Here is a 23,335-nt window from a genome sequence, read left to right on the forward strand (position 1 = left end):
AAAGGGCTCGCACCCTGCACCACTCGATGGACCTTGCCGCGCGCCATGAATGTCGTCGTCCCCCAACACGGCATGCATGGGTCCGAGCGGCTCAAAAGCGCAGCGCGTGCCGTGTCGTCTCTTGCCGCGTCCCGGGCCGATAGGCTCGATCGCGAGGGCGAGTTTCCTGCCGAGGATGTCGCCGATTGCCACCGTCTCGGGCTGCTCGCGGCGCCGCTGCCGCATGGCCTCGGCGGCTCGAGCCTCAACGAGGCCGGCATGGCGCCTCTTCTACTCGACGTCCTGGCACTGCTCGGCCGCGGCAGCCTAGCGTTGGGGCGGCTCTACGAGGGGCACGTCAACGCTCTCTCGCTGGTGTCGCGCTACGCTTCGACCCCCGTTCGCGAGCGGCTAGCCGGCGATGCCATGGACGGTCATCTGTTCGGGGTCTGGAACACTCAATCGGCGGAAGGCGGTCTCGTCCTCAGCGAGGAGGGGGTACGATACCGCCTTTCCGGCTCCAAGTCGTTCGCCTCGGGCGCGGGCTTCGTCACGAGGCCTCTCGTCACCGCCAGACGGCCCGATGGCCGCCAGCAGATGCTGGTGGTCGATCTTGGCCAGGGCGAACGCGCCGATTTGTCGAGCTGGCGGGCGCAGGGGATGCGCGCCTCCGTTTCCGGCACCGTCGATTTCTCCGAGCTTTGCGTAGGACCTGAGGCATTTATCGGCGACCCCGATGATTATTTCCGCGAGCCCGACTTCTCCGGCGGGGCCTGGAGGTTCTGCGCGGTGCAGCTCGGCGGGATCGAGGCGGTTTTCGATACACTGCGTCAACACCTGCGCGAGACCCGCCGCGACGGCGATGCTCACCAGCGCGGCCGGGTCGGCCAAGCGGCCATCGCGGTCGAAACGGCCCGGCTCGTCGTGGCAAGAGCGGCTTCGATCGCCAACGATCCCAACGTCCATACCGACCAGGCCATCGCTTACGTGAACCTCGCCCGGTCCTCCGTCGAACGCGCCGGACTCGACGTGCTCGAACACGCTCAGCGCTCGATCGGGCTTGCCGGGTTCCTTCAGGGGCACCCGATCGAACGCCTGTCGCGCGATCTGATGGTCTATCTCCGGCAGCCGGGTCCGGACAGGGCGCTTGACATGGCGGCGGGCTACGTGCTCGCCAGATCCGGTCCTGCCGACAGCCTTTGGCACTGAGGCCGCATTCCATGACGCGCCACGTCACGACCGTTCCGCCGGAGTATTTCGACAACCTCTATGCGTCGAACCCGGACCCCTGGAGCTTCGAGACCAGCGATTACGAGCGCGGCAAATACGAGGCAACCCTCGCGAGCCTTCCACGCCAGACCTATGCCAGCGGCCTGGAGGTCGGATGCTCCATTGGGGTGCTGACGCAGCGGCTGGCCGCGCGCTGCACCAGACTCATCGCCGTGGACGTCGCGCAATCCGCTCTCGATGCTGCGCAGGCACGATGCTCCGGCCTCGAACACGTCAGCTTCGCCAAGGCGGCCCTGCCTTTAGACGGCCCTCCCGGCCCCTTCGACCTCGTGATGCTGTCCGAGGTCATCTACTTCTTTAGCCGTAGCCACATGGCGACCTTCGCCTCCTACCTCAGGCAGGTGCTCGAACCGGGCGGAGACGTCGTCCTCGTGAACTGGCTCGGAGCGACCCATTATCCGCTCGGCGGAGACGAGGCGGTGGGCCTTGTGATCGAGCACGGCCAAGGCTGGCTGGATATCGTTCACCAGACGCGGACCACACAGTATCGCCTCGACGTCCTGCGCGCGCGAGCCTAGCCGGCTAGCGAATCGCCTCGTCGAGCGGGACGACGACCTCGGCTCTGGTGCCAGGCTGTGCATCGCTCCAGGCGATCGTGCCGCGAAGCTGCCGTACGACCATGTCGATCAGCGAACGGCCGAAACCTCCGGTCCTCGGCGTGCCCTGTCCCACGCCATCGTCCTCGACGCGGATGTGGAGCGTATCCCCCCGCCTGATCCCAGCGATCCACAGCCGGCCTGCGCGGTCTCCAGGGAAGGCGTGGCGAATCGCGTTGGTGGCGAGTTCATGGACCAGCAGCGCCAGCGGAGCGGCCATGGTGGCCGAGACGGTAATGGCCTCGAAATCGACCGCGACTGAGATCCGCGAGGTGTCTACGCCGGCGAGGAGATCCCCGAGCAGCTCCGAGGCAAAATCCTGGATGTTGAGGCGTACCGACTCGTCCACGGAATAGAGCAGCCGATGGACGGCCGCGAGAGCGCCGACGCGCTCGGCCATCGCCTGCAGGGCATCGCGGGTTTCGCCCTCGGGCGTGCGCCTCGTCTTGAGGAGCATCAGCGAAGAGATCACCTGGAGGTTGTTCTTCACGCGATGGTCGACCTCGCGAAGCATCTCCGTCTTCCGTCGCAGTTCCGCCTCCAAGGCGGCGATGCGCTCGTCGGCCTGGCGCAGGGTGCGACCGCTAAGCCGCTCCCGCGATGGCGCGCCGGGACGAACGACGCGTTCTTTCACGACGCCCGTAGCGTGGCGTGAAACCATCCTGATGTAGTTCAAGCCGACGTCCCCACGATGAGTTTCGCCGATAGGCGTTGCGGTGCAAAGACTTGGATGCGGCAGACCGGGGAATGATTTCGCGAAGCCGTGCCCTTCGGATCGCAGACACGAGGATCGGTCCGATGTATGGCCACGGCCGGCGTGTTCCCTGTCCCATCAATCGTCGCGCGGCGGCTGCGGCTCATGGCTGCCACGTTTCTGGACCATTAAGGCGTCGAGGCCCTGAGGAGTTCCCCTGTCATGGTTGATGGCCCCGCGGCATCGAAGAAACTCGGGTTCCGCGACGTGGTGGAGGATTCGCGTGTCGCCCTGATGCTCGCCCTCGGCTTCGCCTGCGGGCTGCCGATCCTTCTCGTATTCTCGACACTTTCGGCGTGGCTCGCGACGGCCGGCATCCAGCGCACCAGCATCGGGCTCCTGAGCTACGTCTCCTTCGCCTATTCCCTGAAGTTCCTGTGGGCACCGGTGATCGACCGGCTCGACCTGCCGATACTGACGCGCTGGCTCGGGCGCCGCCGGGCCTGGATGGTGCTTGCGCAACTCGTGGTCGCGGCGGGTCTCATCGGGATGAGCCAGGGCGAGCCCAACCAGAGTCTCGTCTTCATCGTGATCTGCGCCCTGGTGACCGCCTTCGCCTCGGCGACGCAGGACATCGTGGTGGATGGCTGGCGAATCGACGCGGCGCCGACGGAGCGTCAGGGCGTGATGCTGGGCGCCTATCAGCTCGGCTATGCGATCGCCCGCGCGTTCGCTGGAGCCGGCGCTCTCTACATCGCTCAAGGTGCAGGATGGTCTGCCGCTTACGGCGCCATGGCCGTCCTCATGCTCGTCGGCCTCGTCGGGGCGCTCGCCGCACCCCGCCAGGACGCTCCTGTCGTGGACGGCGAGCGACGCAGCCTTGCCGACACCCTGAGGATCGCCGTTGTCGAGCCATTCGGCGACCTGGTCCGCCGCAAAGGCGGTAAGCTGATCCTGATCCTGTCGCTGATCATGCTCTACCGCCTGCCCGACATCATCTCGGGCGTGATGGCGCAGCCGTTCTACATCGAGCAGGGTTTCACGCTCACCGAGATCGCCAACGTCACCAAGATCTACGGGGTGATCATCGGCATCGTCGGCGCCCTCGCGGGGGGCTTCTGCGTGCTGCGCTTCGGCATGCAGCCGACGCTGCTCGTCGGCGGGATCGCGGGGGCGGCCTCGAACCTGATGTTCACCTGGCTCGCTCTGAACGGCCACGACACGCCGCTCTTCGTTGCCAGCATCTCGATCGACAACTTCGCCGGCAATTTCGCCGGCACGGCGCTGATCGCCTACATGTCGAGCTTGACCTCCTCGGCCTTCGTGGCGACGCAATACGCACTGCTCTCTTCGCTCTATGCCCTGCCGGGCAAGTTCGTGGGCGGCTTCTCCGGCTACATGGTCGATGGCCTTGGCTATCCGAACTTCTTCGCGGCCTCTGCCGCCATCGGCATACCCGTGGCACTTCTCTGCCTCGTGCTCTCGGCGATGGGGGAGGGGAAGACGCAGACCGCTGCCGTCGCTGCTCCGGAGGAAGAGGCGATCGCCGCCAAGGTCTGATGTGTCGCAAACCTTCACACTCGGAACCAAACCCGCGGGCGGGCCTTGCCAGGGCAGTGGTTCGCATCTGTCGAAGACGAGCGAGAGACATCCGTGCGAGAAACACCCGTGACAGACATCGCCCTGCCCAGCGACACCGAGACCCTGCCGGCCGCGAGCGCCATGCCGACTCTCACCGATGCCGACCGGGACGCCCTGAAGCGCGCCGTCCTCGCCCTCGAGAAGCCGGGGCTGGCCGCACGTCTCTCGGCTGCGGTGGGGGCACCCCTCGACATGATTGGCCGCGCGCTGCCCGCGCCCATCACCGACGTCGTCGCCCGCTCTACCGAGGCGGCGATGCGCACAGCCCTTCGGATCGCCTTGGCCAGCCTGCCGGAGGCTGCCGCCAAGGGTGAGCAGAGCCTCGTGGATGCATCCGCGATCCCTGCTCCGGGCCGTTTCGACTGGATCGGAGGATCGAGCGAAACCCGCCACAAGATTTTCGCGGGCGTCTCGGGCGCCGTCGGCGGCGCTTTCGGGTTGGCGACCCTTGCCGTCGAGCTCCCGCTCTCCACCACCCTGATGCTTCGTTCCATCGCCGAAATCGCCAGGGAAGAGGGTGAGGATCTCGCGAAACCGGAGAATGCCCTTGCTTGCGTCCAGGTCTTCGCGCTCGGTGGGCGCTCGAGCGCCGAGAGCAGCCTCAGCGATAGCGGCTATTTTGCAGTGCGGGCTGCCCTTGCCAGGACCCTGGCCGAAGCCGCCCGCTATGCCGGCAACAAGGCGCTCCTGGACGAGGCTGCGCCGGCGCTGATCCGCTTCTCGACGCAGATCGCCTCGCGTTTCGGCCTGGTCGTTTCGCAGAAGGTCGCGGCGCAGGCTGTGCCGATCGTCGGCGCCATGGGCGGCGCAGCCGTCAACGTCGCCTTCATGGACCACTTCCAGTCCACGGCTCGCGCTCATTTCACGGTGCGGAGGCTCGAGCGGGTATACGGTCAGGGAACCGTGCGGGCAGCCTACGAACTAGAGAAGGCGGCGCTCGGCGCTTGATTCAGGGCAGTGGGAATCAGGCCCACTTCGGCCAGCGCCGCTTGATCAGGTCGAAGACGAGCCGTGCGGTCTGGACCTCGCCGCCCTCGGGTCTTCCAGGCTTCGTGGTCGGGTTCCAGCCGTAGAGGTCGAAATGGATATGCGCCTTGGTCTTCGGGGCGAAGCGGCGCAGGAACAGGGCGGCGGTAATTGCACCCGCGAAGGGCCCGCCCGAGACGTTGTTGAGATCGGCGACCTTCGACTCAAGGAGACTCGCGTAGGGCGCGTGGAGCGGCATTCGCCAGACCGGGTCGATTGCCGCCTTCGCCGAGGCCATCACCGCTTCGGCAAGGGAATCGTCTTCGGTGAAGAAGGCTGGCAGGTCGGGGCCGAGGGCGACGCGGGCGGCGCCCGTCAGCGTGGCGAAATCGATGAGCAGATCCGGCGTCTCCGAATCGGCGAGCGCCAGGGCGTCGGCCAGGATCAGCCGCCCTTCGGCATCGGTGTTGCCGATCTCGACGCTGAGGCCCGCGCGGCTGCGGAGCACGTCGCCGGGCCGGAAGGCGTTGCCGGAGACGGCGTTCTCCACGGCCGGGATCAGGAGACGCAGGCGCACCGGGAGACCGGACGCCATCACCATGTCGGCGGCGGCCAGCGCCGCGGCAGCCCCGCCCATGTCTTTCTTCATGAGCAGCATGCCGGCCGAGGGCTTGATGTCGAGGCCGCCGGTGTCGAAGGCAACGCCCTTGCCGACGAGGATGACGAGCGGTGCCCCGTCGTCACCCCATGTCAGGTCGATGAGCCGGGGGGCGCGGGGCGAGGCCATCCCCACCGCGTGGATCATCGGAAAGTCGCGGGCGAGCGCCTCGCCCTTCGTCACCGCAACGGCGGCGCCGTGACATTCGGCGAGGAGGCGGGCCGCCGCCTCGATCTCGGCCGGGCCGAGATCGTTCGCAGGCGTGTTGACGAGGTCGCGCCCCATGGCGACCGCCGAGGCGATCCGCACGATCTCCGCCGCATCGACCCCGTCCGGTGCGACGAGCCTGGGGGAGAGGGGGGCTTGCCGGTAGCGGGTGAAGCGGTAGCTCCCGAGCAACCAGGCGAGGGCAGCCTCGGCCGCATCGAAGCCGGCATCCTGGCCATCGTCGAAGCGATAGGCGCCCGGCGGCAACAGGCCGGGAAGCTTGCCGGCGACGAGACGATCCCCACCAGGTTCGCCGAGGCCGAACAGCACCCGTGCGACCCTACCGTCCTCGCCCGGCAGCAGGACGATGCGTCCGGCTTTGGGCGCGAAGTCCACCGCGGCGCAATAGGCCTGGTGGCGTTGCGAAAGCCCCTCCCTGATGGCCGCCCAGCCCGCGGCCGAGACGCAGGCGACGGGCACGGCCGTGGTTCCGGAGGGGAGTAGATCGGGGAGGCGCGTCATGGGCCCTTAGGTTCGCGAGCGGAGCGGATTAACCGGAGATTAGGGTTAACGCTCTAACACCAGCTGACCGGTAGCGTGAAGCGCGAGGCCGGCCTGCTTGTTCGGAGTGCGTCATGGTCCGGCCCCGCTTTTTGCCACGGCTCAGAGTGGCACCCGTCCTCCTCACGGCCGGACTGGTACTCGGCGGCTGCCAGGCACGGTCGCCCGAGACGACGGGCTCGATCGGTACGCCGTCTCTCTCGTTCCTCGGCGGTGCGTCGCGGGACCGGAACGTCGTGAGCCGCCGGGATGTCGAGACTTTGGGAGAGAAATACGCCGCCGATTCCGGCGATATCGGGATCTCGCTACGCTACGCCCAGGCCCTGCGCGCCACCGACCAGAAGCCCCAGGCCGTCGCGGTCCTCCAGCAGGTCGCTCTACGCAACCCGAAGAATTCGGCGGTTCTCGCCGCCTACGGCAAGGCGCTGTCGGATGTCGGACGGTTCGCGGAAGCCGCGGACGTGCTCCAGAACGCCCACACTCCGGCACGGCCGGATTGGCGGGTGCTCTCGGCCCAGGGCGCCGTCGCCGATCAACTTGGCGACCATGCCCGTGCCCAGGCCTTCTACGAGGCCGCCCTCAAGATCCAGCCAGACGAGCCGACAGTGATGTCCAATCTCGGACTGTCCTACGCGCTCGCACGCCAGCTCGATCCGGCCGAGACCATTCTGCGCAGGGCCGCCTCCCTGCCGCAGGCCGATGCCCGCGTGCGCCAGAACCTCGCTTTGGTGCTCGGGCTGCGCGGCAAGTTCGCGGAGGCCGAGGAAATCTCCCGCCGCGACCTGACCCCCGACGCCGCCGCCGCCAACGCGGCGTCCCTGCGCGCCTTCGTGGCGCAATCCGCACGTCCGAATGCTGCCAAGCCGCCTGGGAAGCGGACGGCTGCGGCGTCGGAACTGCCGCCCGGCTGAGCGACATCCTGCCCGCTTTATCGTCCCTGGAACCGATCCGCCGGCCACGGCATAAGCGATGCGGTACAGATGTGCGAAAGGGAAACGCCGGCGATGAGTTTGGACCAAGGACACATGGCGCCTCCCGTCCTCGACGACGCAACCTTGGCCTTCGCGGGCCGCGTCTTCCAGTTCGCCCGGATGGGCCATACCGAGGAACTCGCCGAGCTGCTGGGACAGGGCCTCCCGCCCAACCTGCGCAACGACAAGGGCGACAGCCTTTTGATGCTCGCCGCCTATAACGGGCAGGAAGGCACCGCGCGGGCCATTCTCGACCACGGAGGCGATGCCGAGATCGCCAACGATCGCGGACAGACGCCCCTCGCCGGAGCCGCCTTCAAGGGCGATATCGCGATGGCTCGTCTCCTGATCGAACGCGGCGCCCGGATCGACGGCACCGGCGACGGAAGCCGTACGGCCCTGATGCTCGCCGCGATGTTCAACCGGACGGAGATTGTAGACCTTCTCCTCGCCCACGGCGCCGACCCGCACCGGCGCGATTCCGCAGGTGCTACCGCCGCCGACCTCGCCGAGCAGATGGGCGCGGTGGACACGACGGCGCAGCTACGCAACCTGGCGTGATCGCGTCGTCTGGATGTCAGATAAAATGATTCAACAATCCGGTGCTGCTGCACAGGATTGAACTGTCGAGGGGTTCGTGCCCAAAAGTTTCGCGGCCGGTTCTTAGGGGTGTTTCGTTTTTCATCGAATCGGTGGGCCGTCGCAATATGCCAATCAAAAATTGGAATTGCGTCGACTGGCTCATGCGACGACAGCCCTAATGGCGGATGCCCCTCGTCACCCAGTATTCTCGCGGCACGCAGATACCGAGTGGTGTTGCGAATTGCTCGCTAAAGGCGATGAAATCTCGGCGCAGTTCGGAGCGGCGGTTCTCATCGAGTGAAGTGGCGAGAGCCTTCGTTGGCCCGTAGCCGTCGGAGAAAGTCTCCCAGGCCGCTACGCCGCTGGGCTCGCGGTAGTAGGAGACGCCCTTCTCGAAGGCCAAGTCGAAGTCCTTGCCCAGCAGATCCGCGATCCGTTCCGTCCGGCCCCATTCGAATGGCGAAGGCGCCACCGGTACGAGCGGCGTCGGCATATAGGGCTTCATCACCATGAACATCTGGAAAACGTTGCTGTCCGACAACCAAGTCGTGAGCGCAATGCGCCCGCCGCTGCGGCACACCCGCCCCAGTTCGGACGCGGCGGCCTCGGGGCGGCTCGCGAACATCACGCCACAAGTAGAGATCACGGCGTCGAACTCGCCGTCGCTGAATGGAAGCTTCTCGGCGTCGGCGACTTGGTACGTGATGTCGAGGCCATCCGCCCTTGCTTGATCGGCCGCGAACGCGATGAGGTCGGGGCCAATGTCCACGCCAATCACCTGAACTCCGCGCCGAGCGACGACGCGAGACGTCCAACCGGTTCCGGTCGCGAGGTCGAGGACCTTTTCACCAGGCCTGGGATCGAGGCGAAGCACGCAATGCTCGATGCTATCGGCAATGCCTCGGCTGATTTCGTTATAGCGCCCACCGCCCGAGTTCCAGACACTCGCGGGCTTCTCATTGTGAGGCTGGATCTCGTTCATGGTCCGTCCTGTCAATGATTAACACTCTTCGCGCCTTTGGATGTCGATTATAATCCGCTTATCGATGTCATGATGCAATCGAACTTACGCGGAACCGAATTCGGTATTAGATAATTCAAATGGTCTACCTCAAATGAGTAAGTTGTTTTCGACGCCTGAGCCGCAAAGTACCGATAAAAATGGCTTGTTGCTTGAACGGCAGCGAAGGAGAGCGCTTCTAAAGCTGTCATCGCATGAGCCAGTTGAGGGCTGCGGGGCAGAGAAAACCTATGGCGTGCGGATGGCGCATGCATCGTGACGGCAACGACGTCCCGCTCGAGGATGGTCTTCGGCACGTAGAATCGTCTGCCCCGCGGATCTTCGGCGGCCTCGAAAGGCCGAGCTTGGATGCCTTGTGCAGCTAATTTGACCGGTTCACCCTCGGACGCGTCAAATGGACTGGTGAGGAGTGGAAATGAGGTTGGCGGTCGGATTGTTTGCGCTGCTTCTGTCGATTAACTGTCCGGCATGGGCGGAAGACGGTCCAGCGGTCGAGTGGTCCGCCGAGGGCAACCGAGTCGAGATTCGTCAGCCATTCGGCGGATCAGACATCGTCGTCAGCACCTCCTCCCGCATGGCGGGAGCGATCGACAGCCTGACCTGGTCCGGGCGCGAGTTCGTGAACACCTACGATCACGGCCGCGAACTGCAGTCCGCAGCATCGTTCGATGACTACGGAGAGTGTCTCAACCCGACTGAAGCCGGGAGCGATGCAGACGGTACAGGTGAGACAAGCTCAAGCCGTTTGAATCAGGTGCAAACGGGTCGGAGCTGGCTTCAGACATGGAGCCAGATGGCCTTCTGGCTAGCGCCAGGGACAACCTCGGCGGGCTGTTCAAAGGGGCCAGGACCCTACGATACGGTGCTGTCTGACTACGCGCTGATGAAGCGCGTCACGATCGGCGCTCATGGCGTCGCGAACGCCATCGAATACCGGGCGACGTTCTCCGTTCCACGACCGCACGGCTCCGCGACTTTCGAGGTAGCCACCGCCTACATGCCAGCCGGTTTTTCGCGCTTCTGGACCTACGAACCAGCACCGCGAAAGTTATCACCGCTCACTGATGGGCCAGGCGAACAGAACCTTCCCGTCATCTTGGCGACCGAAGACGGCTCCCATGCCATGGGTGTGTACAGCGCGGGTCTGCCTCAACCCGCGTTTCCCAACCAGGGATACGGACGGTGGAGCTTTGCTCACCTTCCTGAGCCGGGCAACGCGACGGTTAAATGGAACTGCGTCTTTCGCGAAGCCAACCTCTCGCCCGGAGATCATACGTTTACCTGCTACGTGCTGATCGGGACGCTTCAAGACGTTCAAGCCGGAATGACCGCACTGCAAGCTGCCCTGGATGGGCGCCAGACAGCGGCTGCCAGACAAGCGCCCCGTCACGACACCGCTGCACCGCAAGCCGAAACCTCGCCTTCCCAGGACCGAAGCAAGGCAGAACCTGATCGGGGTGTGACGCTGTTTGTCGGTACAGAGCCGAACTGTAATGCCGGCATCCTCACGACCGATCCACGGTTTGGAGGCTGCGCGACCATGCCGATTGGCTCGACGCTGGCAAGTCGATCAGCCTCGAGCGGACCGGCCCTCTACGCCAGCCTTGCGGATGGCCCGAGTGCTGGGGTCGTGACGAGCAATCCCGGCCATCTTAACGCGCCGACCAAACCGATCGGATTTCTTCTGCCGCGCGGTTCGGAAGGAACGCCGGTTTATGTTGGGACCGTGAGCGGTTGCAATGCAGGCGTAGCGTCGACGAACCCCACCCATCTCAATTGCAGCGGCTCCTTCTTGGGTGTCGCGCTGCGGTAGCAGATGATGTTCACAGGTCGATCGAACGCGGCGCCACAGATCATCACCTGCAGCGCGGCCGTCATGAGACAGCGCCGCTCGGAGAGCTACTTCCCCGTGAACGACCAGAGCGGCACGCTGCCGGTCGGCACGCCCGGTACTCCGCGGCGGTAGTGGGTCCGCTGGAACAGGATGCGGTCTGGCTCGACGCCCGACGGCTTCTCGCCGCTGAGCACGAGAGCACCGCAATAGTCCGAGCGGACGACGCCGAGGAAGGGGTGAACACCAAAGAGCTGCAGCGTCGTCCAGCCGTAGCCGGCCGCCTCTGTCGCATAGTGATCCAGGAACTCTCCTGCGGCGGCATGAACGGCCTGCCACTTCGGGCCGGAAGACCGGGACATGGCGATGTGCTCGGCTTCAAGGTCATGAAGCCCTGTCGCCAGGCTGCGATGTCGGGATGCTCGATTGAGAAGGCGAGTGAAGCTGACATGCGATCCGGCGGCTGAAGTCGGCCGGATGCGATGGAGCGACAGAGTTAAGAAAGTCCGAACGCGCCAGACCGTCTCTAGTGTGCGCCGACGGGAGGTTTCTGACTGTTCAAGCTGTGGCATCCCGTCGCAGAAAGCAGCGTTGGCAATGCCATAAACAGTGCTGCCCACGTGCTGCCCAGCCAAATATGAATCGCTCGGCCCAAAGCCGCGGACTCACCTAACTAGTTGTGCATGCTCGCAATTTCTGGTGCTGCTGGACAGGATTGAACTGTCGACCTCTTCATTACCAATGAAGTGCTCTACCACTGAGCTACAGCAGCGTCCGGAGGGGCGACGCGATAGGCGCCTGCCCCGACCGGCACGGGCATTAGCGGATCACCGGGGGCTTGGCAATCGCCGTAACGCCCCTGTTTGCCGCGTCTTCGCCGGCGAGGTGTTTTCGCGCATCGGATTGCCCCGATCGTCCGTGGCTTGCGACCTGGCTTCGGTCCATATTCGCCTGGCGTCGTTTCAACGGGGCTTGAGATGGATCGTAGGCGGGGATTTTTGGAGCGGGAAAGGCGGCTGCGGTTCGCCGTCATCCTCATCGGGACTTTCAGTCTTCTCGTCGCCCTGCCGGGGCTGGCGCTCTGGCGTTTCACCGAAGGCCTTCCGCCCCTCGATCTGACGCAGGCGAACCAGCGATCCACCATCGTCCTCGACCGCGATGGGCGACTGCTGCGCCCCTTCGCGACCGCTGACGGGCGCTGGCGACTGCCCATGACGGCTGCAGAGGTCGATCCGCGCATGCTCGCGATGCTGGTGGCCTACGAGGATCGGCGCTTCGCGAACCACGGCGGTGTCGATCCGATCGCTCTGGGCCGCGCCGCCTGGCAATGGCTGACCAGCGGCCGGATCGTCTCCGGCGGCTCCACCCTGTCGATGCAGGTCGCCCGGCTCATCGAGCCTCGGTCCGAGCGGTCCCTCGGAGCCAAGCTCCGGCAGATGGTCCGGGCGATCGAGCTCGAACGGCGCCTCGGCAAGTCGGGCGTCCTCGACCTCTACCTCACGCTCGCGCCCTATGGAGGGCCGGTTGAAGGTCTTCGCGCGGCGAGCCTCGCCTATTTCGGGCGGGAGCCGGCGCGGCTCTCCTTCGCCGAGGCGGCGCTTCTCGTCGGGCTGCCGCAGAGCCCGGAGGCGCGCCGGCCCGATCGCTTCGCCGAGCGCGCCCGGCTCGCCCGCGATCGGGTGCTCGACCGCGTCGCCACGGGCGGCGTGATCACGAAGGCGGAAGCCGAGGCCGCCAAGGCGGAGCCGGTGCCGACCGCGCGAAAGCCGTTTCCGATGCTGGCGGCCCATGCCGCGGATGCCGCCATCGCAGCCGAGCCGTCAGCGCAGGTACTCCGCCTCACCATCGACGGCCGGCTTCAGGCGAGCCTGGAGGCCCTGGCGAACGAACGGGCCGCCGCCGTGGGTCCCGGCATCTCGGCCGCCATCCTCGCTGTCGACAACGCGACCGGCGCCGTCATCGCTCAGGTCGGGAGCCCCGGCTACACCGATGCGAGCCGCATGGGCGCCATCGACATGACGGGCGCGATCCGCTCGCCGGGCTCAACCCTCAAGCCCTTCATCTATGCGCTCGCCTTCGAGGGCGGTGCTGCACATCCCGAGACGCTGCTCGAGGACCGGCCCTTGCGGTTCGCCGGCTCCTACGCGCCGGAGAATTTCGATCTCGGCTACCAGGGCATCGTGACCGCGCGCCGTGCACTTCAGCTCTCGCTCAACGTTCCGGCGGTGGACCTGCTCGAAGTGGTCGGCGCGGCGCGCTTCATCGCCCGGCTCAGGGCGGCAGGCGCCCGGATCGCGCTTCCTCGCGATACCGCTCCCGGCCTGCCCGTTGCGCTCGGCGGTCTCGGCATCACCCTGACCGACACCGCCCGTCTGTTCGCAGGTCTGGCCCGCGGCGGCTCCGTGCCGACCCTCCTGCGCCGCCTCGGCGAGGCACCGGCTTCCGAGAGCCTGATCGCCGATCCCGTCGCCGCATCCTATGTCGCCGACATCCTGCGCGGCGCGCCTCCGCCCGAGAACGCCCTGCCGAACCGCATCGCCTACAAGACCGGCACGTCTTATGGCTATCGCGACGCCCTGGCCGTCGGATTTGACCGGCGTGTAACCATCGGCGTCTGGGTCGGGCGGCCGGACGGCAACGCCGTGCCCGGTCTCGTCGGGCGTCTCGTCGCCGCGCCGGTCCTATTCGACGCCTTCGCCCGATATGGCGGCGAGCCCGAGCCCGTACCGCTCGCCCGCGAAGCGCTCGTCGCCACCACCGTGACCCTGCCGCCGCCCCTGCGGCATATCCGAAAGGATGCGCCGAAGACCCTGGTGGCCGGGCAGGGCGCGGCCCTTCGCATCGCCTACCCGCCGGACGGCGCCCGGATCGATCTTGGGCTCGCCGAGTCCGGCGCGTCCGCCGCACTCGCCCTCAAGGCGCTCGGCGGCGTTCCGCCCCTGACCTGGATGGTCAACAGCCTGCCGGTGGCCGAAAGCGCCCGCCGCCAATCGAGCTGGACGCCCGACGGGGCGGGGTTCGCCCGTATCTCGGTCATGGACGCGTCGGGCGCCAGCGACAGCGTCGTGGTGCGGCTCGAATGAGCCTCTCGCCCCCGGAAAGCCGCATGCCGATGCCGGGTCGGGTGACGGGTGCGTGATTTCGCACAGACTCCGGTCGAAGCTCGGCCCTAGCGTTTGAACAGCGTTACATAAGGGGCAGCCGGTGACCGAAGCGACATTCCAGGACGGCGAGACCGATCCGGCCAAGACCATCGCCGGAGGCGTGGCGACGCTCGCCAGGGGCCGGGTGCCGCTTGCCCTCAAGCTCGCCTACACGGCCTTTATGGCGGTGCTCATCCCGGTCTACTGGGCCTATTACGGGCCGACCAACTTCCTGTATTTCTGCGATCTCGCCCTCATTCTCACGCTCGTCGGCATCTGGAGGGAGGACGCACTCCTCGTCTCGATGTGCGCGGTCGGGGTTCTGGCGCCGCAGGTGATCTGGGTCGTCGATTTCCTCGCCGGGGCGATCGGCATGCCGCTCACCGGCATGACGGCCTACATGTTCAAGACAGAGAACTCGTTGTTCCTGCGCGGGCTGTCGCTCTTCCACGGCTGGCTGCCGTTCCTGCTCGTCTATCTCGTCTGGCGCCTCGGCTACGACCGGCGCGCCTGGGCGGCCTGGTCGGCCCTCGCCGTGGTGGTGCTCCTCGTCTGCTTCTTCCTGATGCCCGCGCCGATGTCCGATCCGGGCCTGATGCCGGTCAACATCAACTATGTCTGGGGCATGAGCGATCATCAGGCGCAGAGCTGGATGCCGGCCTGGGCCTGGTTCCTGACGCTGCTCGCCGGCATCCCGCTCGTTCTGTGCGGCGCGACCCACGCCGTGCTGCGCCGGCTGTTTCGGGCGGCTCGGAGCTGAAGCCTGACGGCCTCTATCCGCCGAACCGCCAGACCTGGCTGCGCTTGATCTCGGCATCCTCGAGGCTTCGGCTCACCGGAACCTCGTAGGTCGCGACGACGCCGAGCCGGTCGCGCGGCAGGTAGGCGCGGCCGGGATCGCCGACGAGCACCGTCGCGCCGCGGGCATGGAGGGCACCGAGCCATTCGGTGACGCGGCCGGCGATGTCGCGCTCGTAGAAGATGTCGGCCGCCAGCACGATTGCGTCGCCCGGATCGGTGCCGATGATGTCGGCCTGGATCGCCGCGATCCGCGACAGCACGCCATTCGCCTCGGCGTTGAGCCCGATGGCGGGAATCGAGAACGGATCGAGGTCGGTCGCCGTCACGGCAGAGGCACCGGCCATGGCGGCGGCGATGCCGACAAGGCCGGAGCCGGACGCGAAATCGAGGACGCGGCGCCCGGCGACCAGTTCGGGATGGTCGAGGATGTATCGGGCGAGCGCCTGGCCGCCGGCCCAGGCGAAGGCCCAGAATGGCGGCGGCAGGCCGATCTCGGCGAGTTCCTCCTCGGTCTTCTGCCATAGCTCCGTTGCCTCGTCGGCCACGTGCAGCTGGATCTCCGGTGCGTGCGGCACCGGACGCAGGCGTGTATTGGCGCGGATGAAGGCGAGGGCGTCGTCCGGGTCCATCATCGCGGCGCCAGCTCCGCGTAGATCGCGCAGACCGCGCGGGTGACCGCCTCTTCGGTGAAGCCGCCGGTCTCGATCCTGGTTCGGGCAGCCGCACCCATCCGGGCGACGAGGGCCGGGTCGGCGGCGAGCCGCATCAGGCCCTTGGCCAGGGCCGCCGGATCGTCGGGTCGGACCACGAGCCCCTCGATCCCGTCGCGGACGAGGTCGCGGCAGCCGGGCACGTCGGTGGTGAGGATCGCCCGGCCACAGGCAGCCGCTTCGAGGAGCGTGCGCGGCAGGCCCTCGCCGCCGCGCGAGGGCAGGCAGGCGACGTGGTGTGCCGCCCAGACGCCCGGCACGTCCGCGGTCGCCCCATGCCAGACGATCCCGTCGCGGCTCCACTCTCTGAGGGTCGCCTCCGGAATCGCGCGCCGGTTCGAGGGGTCCGGAGCGCCGTAGAGCGAGAGTTCGACCGCAGCTCCCTCCGCGCGTGCCCGGCGCACGGCCTCGACGGCGGTGTCGATACCCTTCGACCACAGCAGACGCGCGACCACGGCGACTCGGAGGGGCGGCATCCCCGGCGACGGCGCGACCGGATAGGCCGCCGGGTCGATTCCGGCGCCGCCAACGATGGTGACGCTCGTATCGGCCGGGTCGAGGCCGAGCGCCCTCGCATCGTCCGGGTTCTCGAACAGAAATCGGGTCTTTTGCGATGATAGCGGCCCGCGGATCAGGTGTCGCAGGGCGAGCCGCGCGGTGCGCCCGATCCGGTCCTGCCGGGCACCCATGAGGCCGAGGCCCGTCAGAGCGTAGACCCGTGCGGGAATGCCCGCCATCGCCGCGGCGGTGCCGCCGATCAGGATGCCACGCAGGGCGATGCAATGGACGATGTCGGCTTGAAGCGCCTTCAGGATCGCGGCGAGCTGGCCGGCCGCGTAGCCGGCCGCCATCGGATTGAGGCTGGAGCGCTCGGCCTCGAGAGGCACCACCCGCGCGCCCGTCGCCTCGATCACCGCGCGATGATCGCGCACCCGGGTCACCACGGCGACCGAGAGTCCGGCCGCTACCGCCGCACGGGCGAAGCCGAGGAAATGCGAGGCGAAGAACCAGTCTTCCGTGACGACGAAGACGAGCTGCGTCGGCTTTGTGGCCGTGGAGTTATCCATGGCCGAGCCTCTAGCACGTTGCCGCAGGAACAGCGCGCGAACGGCTCGGTTGACGCTCGCTGCCTGTCCGGCGGTCCACAACGGTATCAAGGGAGCGTCGATGGCCGCGCGTAGCGACGAGAGCGAAGGATGCGGCGTCACCGATCCCCGCGACGCGGCGGTGGAAGCCGGTCTGGTCTATGTCGACGATTCGCGCCCCGGTATCACCCGGCGCAAGGCCGGGACGGGCTTCGGCTATCGCGACGCCAAGGGTGTGCCGGTGAGGGATGCGGCGACGCTCAAGCGCATCCGCTCGCTCGCGATCCCGCCGGCCTACACCGATGTCTGGATCTGCCCGAACCCGAAGGGGCACATCCAGGCCACCGGGCGCGATGCCAAGGGACGAAAGCAGTACCGCTACCACCCCGATTTCCGGCAGGCGCGGGACGCGACGAAGTTCGCCCGCATCACCGCCTTCGCCGACGCGCTGCCGGGCATCCGTACCCGCGTCGACCGCGACATGTCGCTCCGCGGCCTGCCGCGCGACAAGGTGCTCGCCACCGTCGTGCATCTCCTTGAAGCGACGCTGATCCGGGTGGGCAACGACGATTATGCACGCAGCAACAAGAGCTATGGGCTCACCACCCTCAAGGACCCTCACGTGAAGGTCGACGGGCCGGAGCTGAAATTCCGCTTCAAGGGAAAGAGCGGCAAGACCTGGAACCTGTCCATCAGGGATCGGCGCGTCGCCAGGATCGTGAAGGCCTGCCAGGACCTGCCGGGCCAGGAGCTGTTCCAGTACGTCGACGACGAGGGCGAGTGCTGCGATGTTACCTCGGCCGACGTCAATGCGTACCTGCGCGAGATCACCGGGCAGGACATCACCGCCAAGGATTTCCGGACTTGGGCCGGCACCGTGCTGGCTGCCATGGCGCTGCAGGAATTCGAGGCCTTCGACAGCCAGGCCAAGGCGAAGAAGAACCTTCGCGCAGCCATCGAGCGCGTCGCCGCGCGCCTCGGCAATACGCCGACGGTCTGCCGTGCCTGCTACATCCACCCGCAGGTTCTCGACTGCTATGTCGAGGGAGCGCTCCTCCTGCAGGTGAAGGATGCGGTGGAGGAGGAACTGCGAGACGATCTTGGGTGCCTGCGACCTGAGGAGGCTGCCGTTCTGGGCCTGCTTCAGTCGCGCCTATCGGTTGAAGGATCGGATCGTGTAGTCGTTTCGCCGAACCTGCCGAGCAAGAGGAAGTCCAAGCTTACACCTTCGGGAGGAAACCGAGCCGCGAACGGTTCCGCCCAGCGCCGCTCGTCTTCCAAGCGCATTTATGCCGAGGCGTAAAGATACTGGCCGAGGCATAGATTTCGTATCGTCGGGCGGTATCCCGCCCGGCTGAACACCCGAGTTCAGTAAGGACTGGCTTCAAGGCTGGGCTTCGGCATGGCAGGGTGAGCCTCGCTGGATGAGCGGCGTGGGCTATCCACATCCACGACAGGCGCCAGGCCGAGCTTGCGGGCGAGAGCGACGAGATCTTTGAGGCGGCCTGTCTGGGTCTTGCGCCGAAGATTCAGGCGATGCGTTTCGACGGTCCGGACGCTCAGGCTCAGGCGGCGGGCGACCTCCTTGTTGCTGAAGCCCGCGCTGAGGAAACGCAGAATCTCAGCCTCCCGCGGCGTCAGACCATCTCCCAGGTCGAGGTCGCGGCTGGGTTCTGGCTTGGCAATTGCCGCGGCGCTGCTCTGCATCAGCCCGAGGAGAACGGAGCAGACTTCGCGCGGCGAGGACTGACGCGCCACGACGGCATCGGTCCCGGAGGCGAGCAGCAGGCGCAGGGCCTCGCCGGGCAGCGATTGGAACGCGACCACGACCTTCAGGTCGGCTTGCTTGTGCTTCAGCGTGGCGATCTTCAACGCGGTGGCTTTCAACCCAGCCTCGGAGAGGACGACCAGAGCGACCGCCGGCTCACCGCGCAGCTCATCGATATCACCTTCGCTGAGTGTGCAGAGTGCGGGCTCGTGCTCGAGCGCCGCTCGAAGCGACGGATCGAGCACATCCGCTTCGTCAATGATTAGGACCCCAACGGTTGCGTTCATTCCGCTTCCCCTTCTTGTCCCGCGGCGAGACGTCGCGACCGGGATGGGGAGAGGCAGATCAAGACCTGTTCCAGTAATTCGTTAAGGTTTATTTCCCGATATTTCCGGCAAAATTTAGTAAAATTGGGTGGAAATCCGGCTCGGTGGATGCAGCCGATGTCGTCGCCGTCCGGTTTGCGTTCTCCGCGGCTGATTGGCTGCACCGACATGGGACATCGCCGGTCCCAAACCGGGTTCTTGTTCGCCAACGGTCGACCGTGCAGGACGCTACCGGAATGACGCGCACCCGATCGATCAAAAGACATCGGAGATCAGGCTTCGCACACCGACATTTCCCATTATGTCGACAACGGCAACGTCAGCGCATAACCGGCCGCAGACATCGTATACTGCAACAATCTGTGCACCCCATTGCCTTTGGCCCTGGCTGCGACCCTGCGAGAGCCGAGAAATGCTGGAGATGTCTATGAGAAACGTGTGAAACGCGGCACGATGGATGCCGTACCGGAAATGCCCTTTCGCCCGCTTGAGTTGAACCCGACGATGACTAAACCCCTCTCGGTGCCCCGACGCGCAGTCGTGGCAGATGACGATGAGTATTTTCGCCTCGCCCTCAGTGCCATCCTGGTGCGCCGGCTCAATTTCACGGAAGTCATCGAAACAGGTTCCCTTGACGAGGCGCTGGCTCGGCTGGGAGAGCACGACGGCGAGGTCGACCTCGCGCTCTTCGATCTCGACATGCCCGGAATGGGCAGCGCGAAGTCCTTGAGCGCCGTGCGAGAGTGTTTTCCGAGCGTGGTCGCGGCGATCGTTTCGGCTTCGACCGATCGGCGCGACATCCTTCTTGCCCTGGAAGCGGGGGCCCACGGCTATGTGCCGAAGGGCCTCGGCGCGGCGGAGATGACGCGCATCATCGAGATGATCCTTTCGGGTGCGATCTACGTGCCTCCCAGCCTCGCTGAGGCACCACCGAGCGCAGCGGCGAGGACGAGTGCGTCGCCCTCGCCCGCGGCGATCTCATCCCCTTCCTCGAGGCAGGAGGACGACGACCCTAACGGTATCCTCAAGGACCTGACCCGGCGCCAGCGCGACGTGCTGATGCTGATCGTCGACGGCAAGGCCAACAAGGAGATCGCCCGTGCTCTTTCGTTGAGCGAAGGCACCGTGAAGGTTCACGTCGCGGCGTTGCTCCGAACCCTCAAGGTGAGCAACCGGGCCGCCGCCGCGGTGCATGGCGCCCGCCTTCTGTTCTCGAACCGCGATGGCGATGACTCGCCGCGACCCTGATCAGTTCGAACGCTTCCGAGACGCCTCACGAGGACCGGAAGCGGAGAAGCGTCGGATTGTCTCCGGGAAAGGGTTGCCAACCGCAAACGAAGGTCTTAGACACCGCCTCCGACCGGCACGGCAATCGCTGCCAGCCCGTCGCATCGCGCGCCCGTAGCTCAGCTGGATAGAGCACCAGACTACGAATCTGGGGGTCAGAGGTTCGAATCCTTTCGGGCGCGCCATCGACCTCAATCGCAAAGCAATATTTTTCATAGCGAATTGCTTGCCCACGCTTTGGCTAGGTTGTCGGACGATCGTCAGACCGTGCCGCTGACCGCGATCAGCCGCGCTCGGCCATCGATCCATGGCCGCCGCACCAGTCCTGCCTGACTTGGTCTGCTCGGTTTGTCAGCTTGCCAGCACTATTGTGATCGCCGGCTCATCACTCTCCTCGGAACGCCGCTCGACCATCCCGGTTGAGATGTAAACTGAGCGGAGGAAGCCATGCGCAAGCCAGTCAAGCCCGGCGACAAGGACGTTCCGAATGCTGGCAGTACGAAGGAAGGAGGGGCTCTCGGCAACATCGACGAGCTGACAGGACATCCGGGCAAGGGAACGTCCGGTCCGACGTTGAGGGAATCCGAGAACGGTGATCCCTCAAAGGGTGTTCAGCCGGGAAGGCCTTCGGAAGGCAAAGTCTGACGCTTTCGGAGCTCGCAATTCCGGGGTGCAACGACCCCATCCGAGTTGCTGAACGATCGATCTTCTTGCTTCTTGAGGGCGACGCAAAATCGTCATCGTGATCACGCGCCAGAAACCCGTCCCTCGCGCGCCTCGATCTATTGCTGCCTATTGATCGGTAAGAGGCGCGCGATCCGAACGGCAAGTTCTTCTGGAATGAAGGGTTTTACGAGGTAGTCGCTCGCGCCTGCGTTCAGGGCGCCGACGATGTCCTGTTCGAGCTTCCTCGAGGTCAGCATCACCACCAGGGTTTTGGCGGTCCGCGGGGTCGTCTTGATCTGCCGCAGCAGTTCGAAGCCGTTGATGCCCGGCATCATCGCATCGAGGACGACGAGGTCTGGAGCTTCGGTCTCGATCACCTTGAGTGCCTCGCTGCCGTCGGAGGCCGTGATCACGTTGTAGCCGCGGCTCTTCAGCTTCAGATTGATGATCGAGCGCGTGATCGTGTCGTCGTCCGCGACGACGACGAGGGGGGCAGCGGACATCGTAAGCCTCTTGGCTGAGTGTTGGGAAGAGCGTGTCGCGGATCACCGCGTCGTCGTTCCGATACGAGCCGAAGATTCTCTATGCCCGGTTAAAGGATCACGGAAACACTTGTGAGAGTTCAGGGCACCCTCGTGGCGAAACGGTCACGAGGGTGTCAACGTTTGATCCCGGTCGGTGAGATGGATAACGTTCGATTGCTGGGCCAATTACTCTTGGCGCTCAAAACAATATCCCGAGATATCTTTCGTTGCGTGAGTGGCTGAAACGCCGATCTGGCTTTCCAAACTGCCCAAGTAGCGAAAAACTAAGGATTCTCCTGTCTGATCATGGTCCATCAGTTTCAGGACCGTTCGCGTGCGACAGGGCCCCATCAGCTTGCGGGCGCTGCTCGCCTCGGTCTTCGGGATCCTTGCCCTCGCCCTGACATTCTGCGTCAGCCTTACGGCCGAGCGCATGGCGGCCGCACAACTTCGCGAACAGATCGGGCATGAGCTGTCGGGATACGCCGAGCATCTGCGCGACCGGCTCGATGCCGTGATGCACGACAACCTGCTGCTCGTGAGGACGCTTGCCACGATGGGCGAGAGCGTCTCGGCGACTTCGGCGACCTGGCGCAAATGGATCGATACGGTTCAGGCCGAGCACAAGGAATATGCCTGGCTCGGCTTCGTCGATCCCGACGGCTTGGTCCTGGCGAGTTCGGGAGGGCTCCTCGAAGGAAAAAGCGTGCGCGAGCGGCCTTGGTTTCGCGGAGCGCTAGTGAGGCCCTATGCGGGTGACGTTCACGAAGCCGTGCTGCTCGCCCAGAAACTTCCGCCCTTGCCCGATGGCGAACCTCTGCGCTTCGTCGATGTCGCGACAGCCGTCCATGACGGTGAAGGAAGGCTGATCGGCGTCCTTGGCGGCCATATGAGCTGGACCTGGGCACGCCGGATCGAGCGCTCGATCCTGGCACCGTTCGAGGAACGGCAAAGCGGCATCGAAGGCTTGATCCTGCGCAACGACGGCGAGGTTCTGCTCGGTCCAACCGACATCATGGGCAAGCGCCTCGCCCCAGACATCCTGCGGGCGATCGCGGAGGCAGCTACCACGCGGCACCGCAGCTCAGCCGTCGTATCCTTCGGCGGCGACCAGCCCTTCCTCGTCTCGGCCAGCCGGTCCGTCGGCACGGCTGATTATGCCGGCATGGATTGGACCGTCGTCATTCGGCAGCCCACCCGGACCGCCCTCGCGCCGGTGACGGCGCTCAACCACGCCATCCTGCTCTGGGGCGTCGCCCTGGCTGTCCCGTTTGGGCTGCTCGGGCTCTTGATCGCACGGGTGACAACGCGGCCGCTCCTGGCTCTGGTCACCTTCGCCCAGCGGCATCGTCTCGGCGACCGCAATACCCAAGTACCCTCCGGCGGTTATCGGGAGGCGAATGCCCTCAGCTCCTCACTTGAAAGACTGATCACTGACCTGACCGCACGCGATACGGCGCTCGAAGCGAGCAATCGGGCGCTCGAGCAGCGCGTGGAAGAGCGTACCGGCGCCCTGCGCGAGGCCTCGGTCCTGACGCGGAAGATCATGGAGAACAGCCCCGACGTCATCCTGGTCGCGGGTCCCGAGGGGCAGGTCGAATTCGCGAGCCGCAGCGCTCACTGGATTCACGACAGGCCCGAGCCCAGCGCCCTGATCGGCCGTCGCCTGTTTTCGTTGTTTCCCCGGTCGAGCGTAGAGAACCTGCAAACCGCGATGCTCCAGGCCTGCGAGTCTCCCGTCGTGGAAACCGAGATTTTCTGCCCATCCAGGACCGGTAGCGGACAGTGGCTCAGCGTGCTCGTGAGCTTCATGCATGACGGGCACAACCAGGTCGAACGGGTCCTGTGCATCATTCGGGACAAGACGGTCGAACACGAGCGGGCGGAGGCCGAACGCGCGGCGACGGCGGAGGCGCTGCGTCTGAGAACTCAGGCGGAAGCGGCCAGCGAAGCCAAGAGCTCCTTCCTGGCCTCGATGAGCCACGAGATCCGCACGCCGCTCAACGCGGTGATCGGGTTCACCGGTAT

The 23,335-nt window shown here is 65.8% G+C and carries 20 protein-coding genes and 2 tRNA genes; 13 read left to right on the forward strand and 9 right to left on the reverse strand.

Annotated elements, in window-relative coordinates:
- Nucleotides 1–45: 45 nt before the first annotated feature.
- Together K2Y56_RS10495 and K2Y56_RS10500 are read left to right on the forward strand one after the other, a co-directional pair.
- The gene (locus K2Y56_RS10495; protein WP_292507323.1) at nucleotides 46–1,188 is read left to right on the forward strand and encodes an acyl-CoA dehydrogenase family protein; all 1,143 of its coding nucleotides are present in this window, start codon (nucleotides 46–48) and stop codon (nucleotides 1,186–1,188) included.
- An 11-nt stretch (nucleotides 1,189–1,199) separates the two neighbouring features.
- Nucleotides 1,200–1,787, forward strand: a complete 588-nt coding sequence (locus tag K2Y56_RS10500; RefSeq protein WP_292507324.1) for a class I SAM-dependent methyltransferase — start codon at nucleotides 1,200–1,202, stop codon at nucleotides 1,785–1,787.
- A gap of 4 nt (nucleotides 1,788–1,791) precedes the next feature.
- Here K2Y56_RS10500 and K2Y56_RS10505 read toward each other — a convergent pair whose 3' ends face one another.
- Entirely contained in the window at nucleotides 1,792–2,541 is a 750-nt protein-coding gene (locus K2Y56_RS10505) for a sensor histidine kinase (RefSeq protein ID WP_292507325.1), read from the reverse strand.
- Between the two features lie 240 nt (nucleotides 2,542–2,781).
- On the opposite strand from K2Y56_RS10505, the gene K2Y56_RS10510 reads away from it, so the two are divergent.
- Together K2Y56_RS10510 and K2Y56_RS10515 are read left to right on the forward strand one after the other, a co-directional pair.
- Nucleotides 2,782–4,119 (forward strand): MFS transporter, encoded by a 1,338-nt coding sequence (locus K2Y56_RS10510; protein WP_292507326.1) that lies wholly within the window; start codon nucleotides 2,782–2,784, stop codon nucleotides 4,117–4,119.
- A 162-nt stretch (nucleotides 4,120–4,281) separates the two neighbouring features.
- Complete coding sequence (locus K2Y56_RS10515; protein WP_292507344.1) at nucleotides 4,282–5,148, forward strand: EcsC family protein; 867 nt, start codon at nucleotides 4,282–4,284, stop codon at nucleotides 5,146–5,148.
- Between the two features lie 16 nt (nucleotides 5,149–5,164).
- On the opposite strand, the gene K2Y56_RS10520 is transcribed toward K2Y56_RS10515, so the two are convergent.
- On the reverse strand, nucleotides 5,165–6,553 hold the full coding sequence (locus tag K2Y56_RS10520; protein ID WP_292507327.1) for a M17 family metallopeptidase: 1,389 nt from the start codon (nucleotides 6,551–6,553) through the stop codon (nucleotides 5,165–5,167).
- 113 nt (nucleotides 6,554–6,666) lie between these two features.
- Between K2Y56_RS10520 and K2Y56_RS10525 the strand changes: the two genes are divergently transcribed.
- On the forward strand, nucleotides 6,667–7,503 hold the full coding sequence (locus tag K2Y56_RS10525) for a tetratricopeptide repeat protein (RefSeq protein WP_292507328.1): 837 nt from the start codon (nucleotides 6,667–6,669) through the stop codon (nucleotides 7,501–7,503).
- Between the two features lie 114 nt (nucleotides 7,504–7,617).
- Nucleotides 7,618–8,124, forward strand: a complete 507-nt coding sequence (locus K2Y56_RS10530; protein WP_292507329.1) for an ankyrin repeat domain-containing protein — start codon at nucleotides 7,618–7,620, stop codon at nucleotides 8,122–8,124.
- A gap of 196 nt (nucleotides 8,125–8,320) precedes the next feature.
- On the opposite strand, the gene K2Y56_RS10535 is transcribed toward K2Y56_RS10530, so the two are convergent.
- A complete protein-coding gene (locus tag K2Y56_RS10535; protein ID WP_292507330.1) occupies nucleotides 8,321–9,127 on the reverse strand; it encodes a class I SAM-dependent methyltransferase in 807 nt (268 codons plus the stop codon).
- Nucleotides 9,128–9,581: 454 nt separating this feature from the next.
- Between K2Y56_RS10535 and K2Y56_RS10540 the strand changes: the two genes are divergently transcribed.
- On the forward strand, nucleotides 9,582–10,979 hold the full coding sequence (locus tag K2Y56_RS10540) for a hypothetical protein (protein WP_292507331.1): 1,398 nt from the start codon (nucleotides 9,582–9,584) through the stop codon (nucleotides 10,977–10,979).
- 86 nt (nucleotides 10,980–11,065) lie between these two features.
- Here the strand turns inward: K2Y56_RS10540 and K2Y56_RS10545 are convergent, their stop codons facing one another.
- Nucleotides 11,066–11,359: a hypothetical protein gene (locus K2Y56_RS10545; RefSeq protein WP_292507332.1), complete on the reverse strand. Its 294-nt coding sequence runs from the start codon at nucleotides 11,357–11,359 to the stop codon at nucleotides 11,066–11,068.
- 335 nt (nucleotides 11,360–11,694) lie between these two features.
- Nucleotides 11,695–11,769: transfer RNA gene (locus K2Y56_RS10550), tRNA-Thr, on the reverse strand.
- Nucleotides 11,770–11,974: 205 nt separating this feature from the next.
- On the opposite strand from K2Y56_RS10550, the gene pbpC reads away from it, so the two are divergent.
- Together pbpC and K2Y56_RS10560 are read left to right on the forward strand one after the other, a co-directional pair.
- Nucleotides 11,975–14,080, forward strand: coding sequence for a penicillin-binding protein 1C (gene pbpC, locus K2Y56_RS10555; RefSeq protein ID WP_292507333.1), 2,106 nt, complete (start codon nucleotides 11,975–11,977; stop codon nucleotides 14,078–14,080).
- Between the two features lie 169 nt (nucleotides 14,081–14,249).
- Nucleotides 14,250–14,900: a hypothetical protein gene (locus K2Y56_RS10560; protein WP_292507345.1), complete on the forward strand. Its 651-nt coding sequence runs from the start codon at nucleotides 14,250–14,252 to the stop codon at nucleotides 14,898–14,900.
- A gap of 13 nt (nucleotides 14,901–14,913) precedes the next feature.
- On the opposite strand, the gene K2Y56_RS10565 is transcribed toward K2Y56_RS10560, so the two are convergent.
- Nucleotides 14,914–15,573, reverse strand: coding sequence for a methyltransferase (locus tag K2Y56_RS10565; protein ID WP_292507334.1), 660 nt, complete (start codon nucleotides 15,571–15,573; stop codon nucleotides 14,914–14,916).
- Nucleotides 15,570–16,718, reverse strand: coding sequence for a glycosyltransferase family 4 protein (locus K2Y56_RS10570; RefSeq protein ID WP_292507335.1), 1,149 nt, complete (start codon nucleotides 16,716–16,718; stop codon nucleotides 15,570–15,572). The genes K2Y56_RS10565 and K2Y56_RS10570 overlap by 4 nt, the downstream gene beginning before the upstream one ends.
- A gap of 100 nt (nucleotides 16,719–16,818) precedes the next feature.
- Here K2Y56_RS10570 and K2Y56_RS10575 point away from each other — a divergent pair, with 100 nt between their 5' ends.
- Entirely contained in the window at nucleotides 16,819–18,039 is a 1,221-nt protein-coding gene (locus K2Y56_RS10575; RefSeq protein WP_292507336.1) for a DNA topoisomerase IB, read from the forward strand.
- Between the two features lie 65 nt (nucleotides 18,040–18,104).
- Here K2Y56_RS10575 and K2Y56_RS10580 read toward each other — a convergent pair whose 3' ends face one another.
- The gene (locus K2Y56_RS10580; RefSeq protein ID WP_366848593.1) at nucleotides 18,105–18,749 is read right to left on the reverse strand and encodes a LuxR C-terminal-related transcriptional regulator; all 645 of its coding nucleotides are present in this window, start codon (nucleotides 18,747–18,749) and stop codon (nucleotides 18,105–18,107) included.
- A gap of 585 nt (nucleotides 18,750–19,334) precedes the next feature.
- Between K2Y56_RS10580 and K2Y56_RS10585 the strand changes: the two genes are divergently transcribed.
- The gene (locus K2Y56_RS10585; RefSeq protein WP_292507338.1) at nucleotides 19,335–20,078 is read left to right on the forward strand and encodes a response regulator transcription factor; all 744 of its coding nucleotides are present in this window, start codon (nucleotides 19,335–19,337) and stop codon (nucleotides 20,076–20,078) included.
- Nucleotides 20,079–20,225: 147 nt separating this feature from the next.
- Nucleotides 20,226–20,302, forward strand: a tRNA-Arg gene (locus K2Y56_RS10590).
- Between the two features lie 597 nt (nucleotides 20,303–20,899).
- Here the strand turns inward: K2Y56_RS10590 and K2Y56_RS10595 are convergent.
- Complete coding sequence (locus tag K2Y56_RS10595) at nucleotides 20,900–21,286, reverse strand: response regulator (RefSeq protein ID WP_292507339.1); 387 nt, start codon at nucleotides 21,284–21,286, stop codon at nucleotides 20,900–20,902.
- Nucleotides 21,287–21,641: 355 nt separating this feature from the next.
- Between K2Y56_RS10595 and K2Y56_RS10600 the strand changes: the two genes are divergently transcribed.
- On the forward strand, nucleotides 21,642–23,335 hold a 1,694-nt coding region (locus K2Y56_RS10600), incomplete at its 3' end, for a PAS domain-containing protein (RefSeq protein WP_292507340.1).

The sequence above is a fragment of the Methylobacterium sp. genome, assembly GCF_019745455.1.
Lineage (GTDB): Bacteria > Pseudomonadota > Alphaproteobacteria > Rhizobiales > Beijerinckiaceae > Methylobacterium.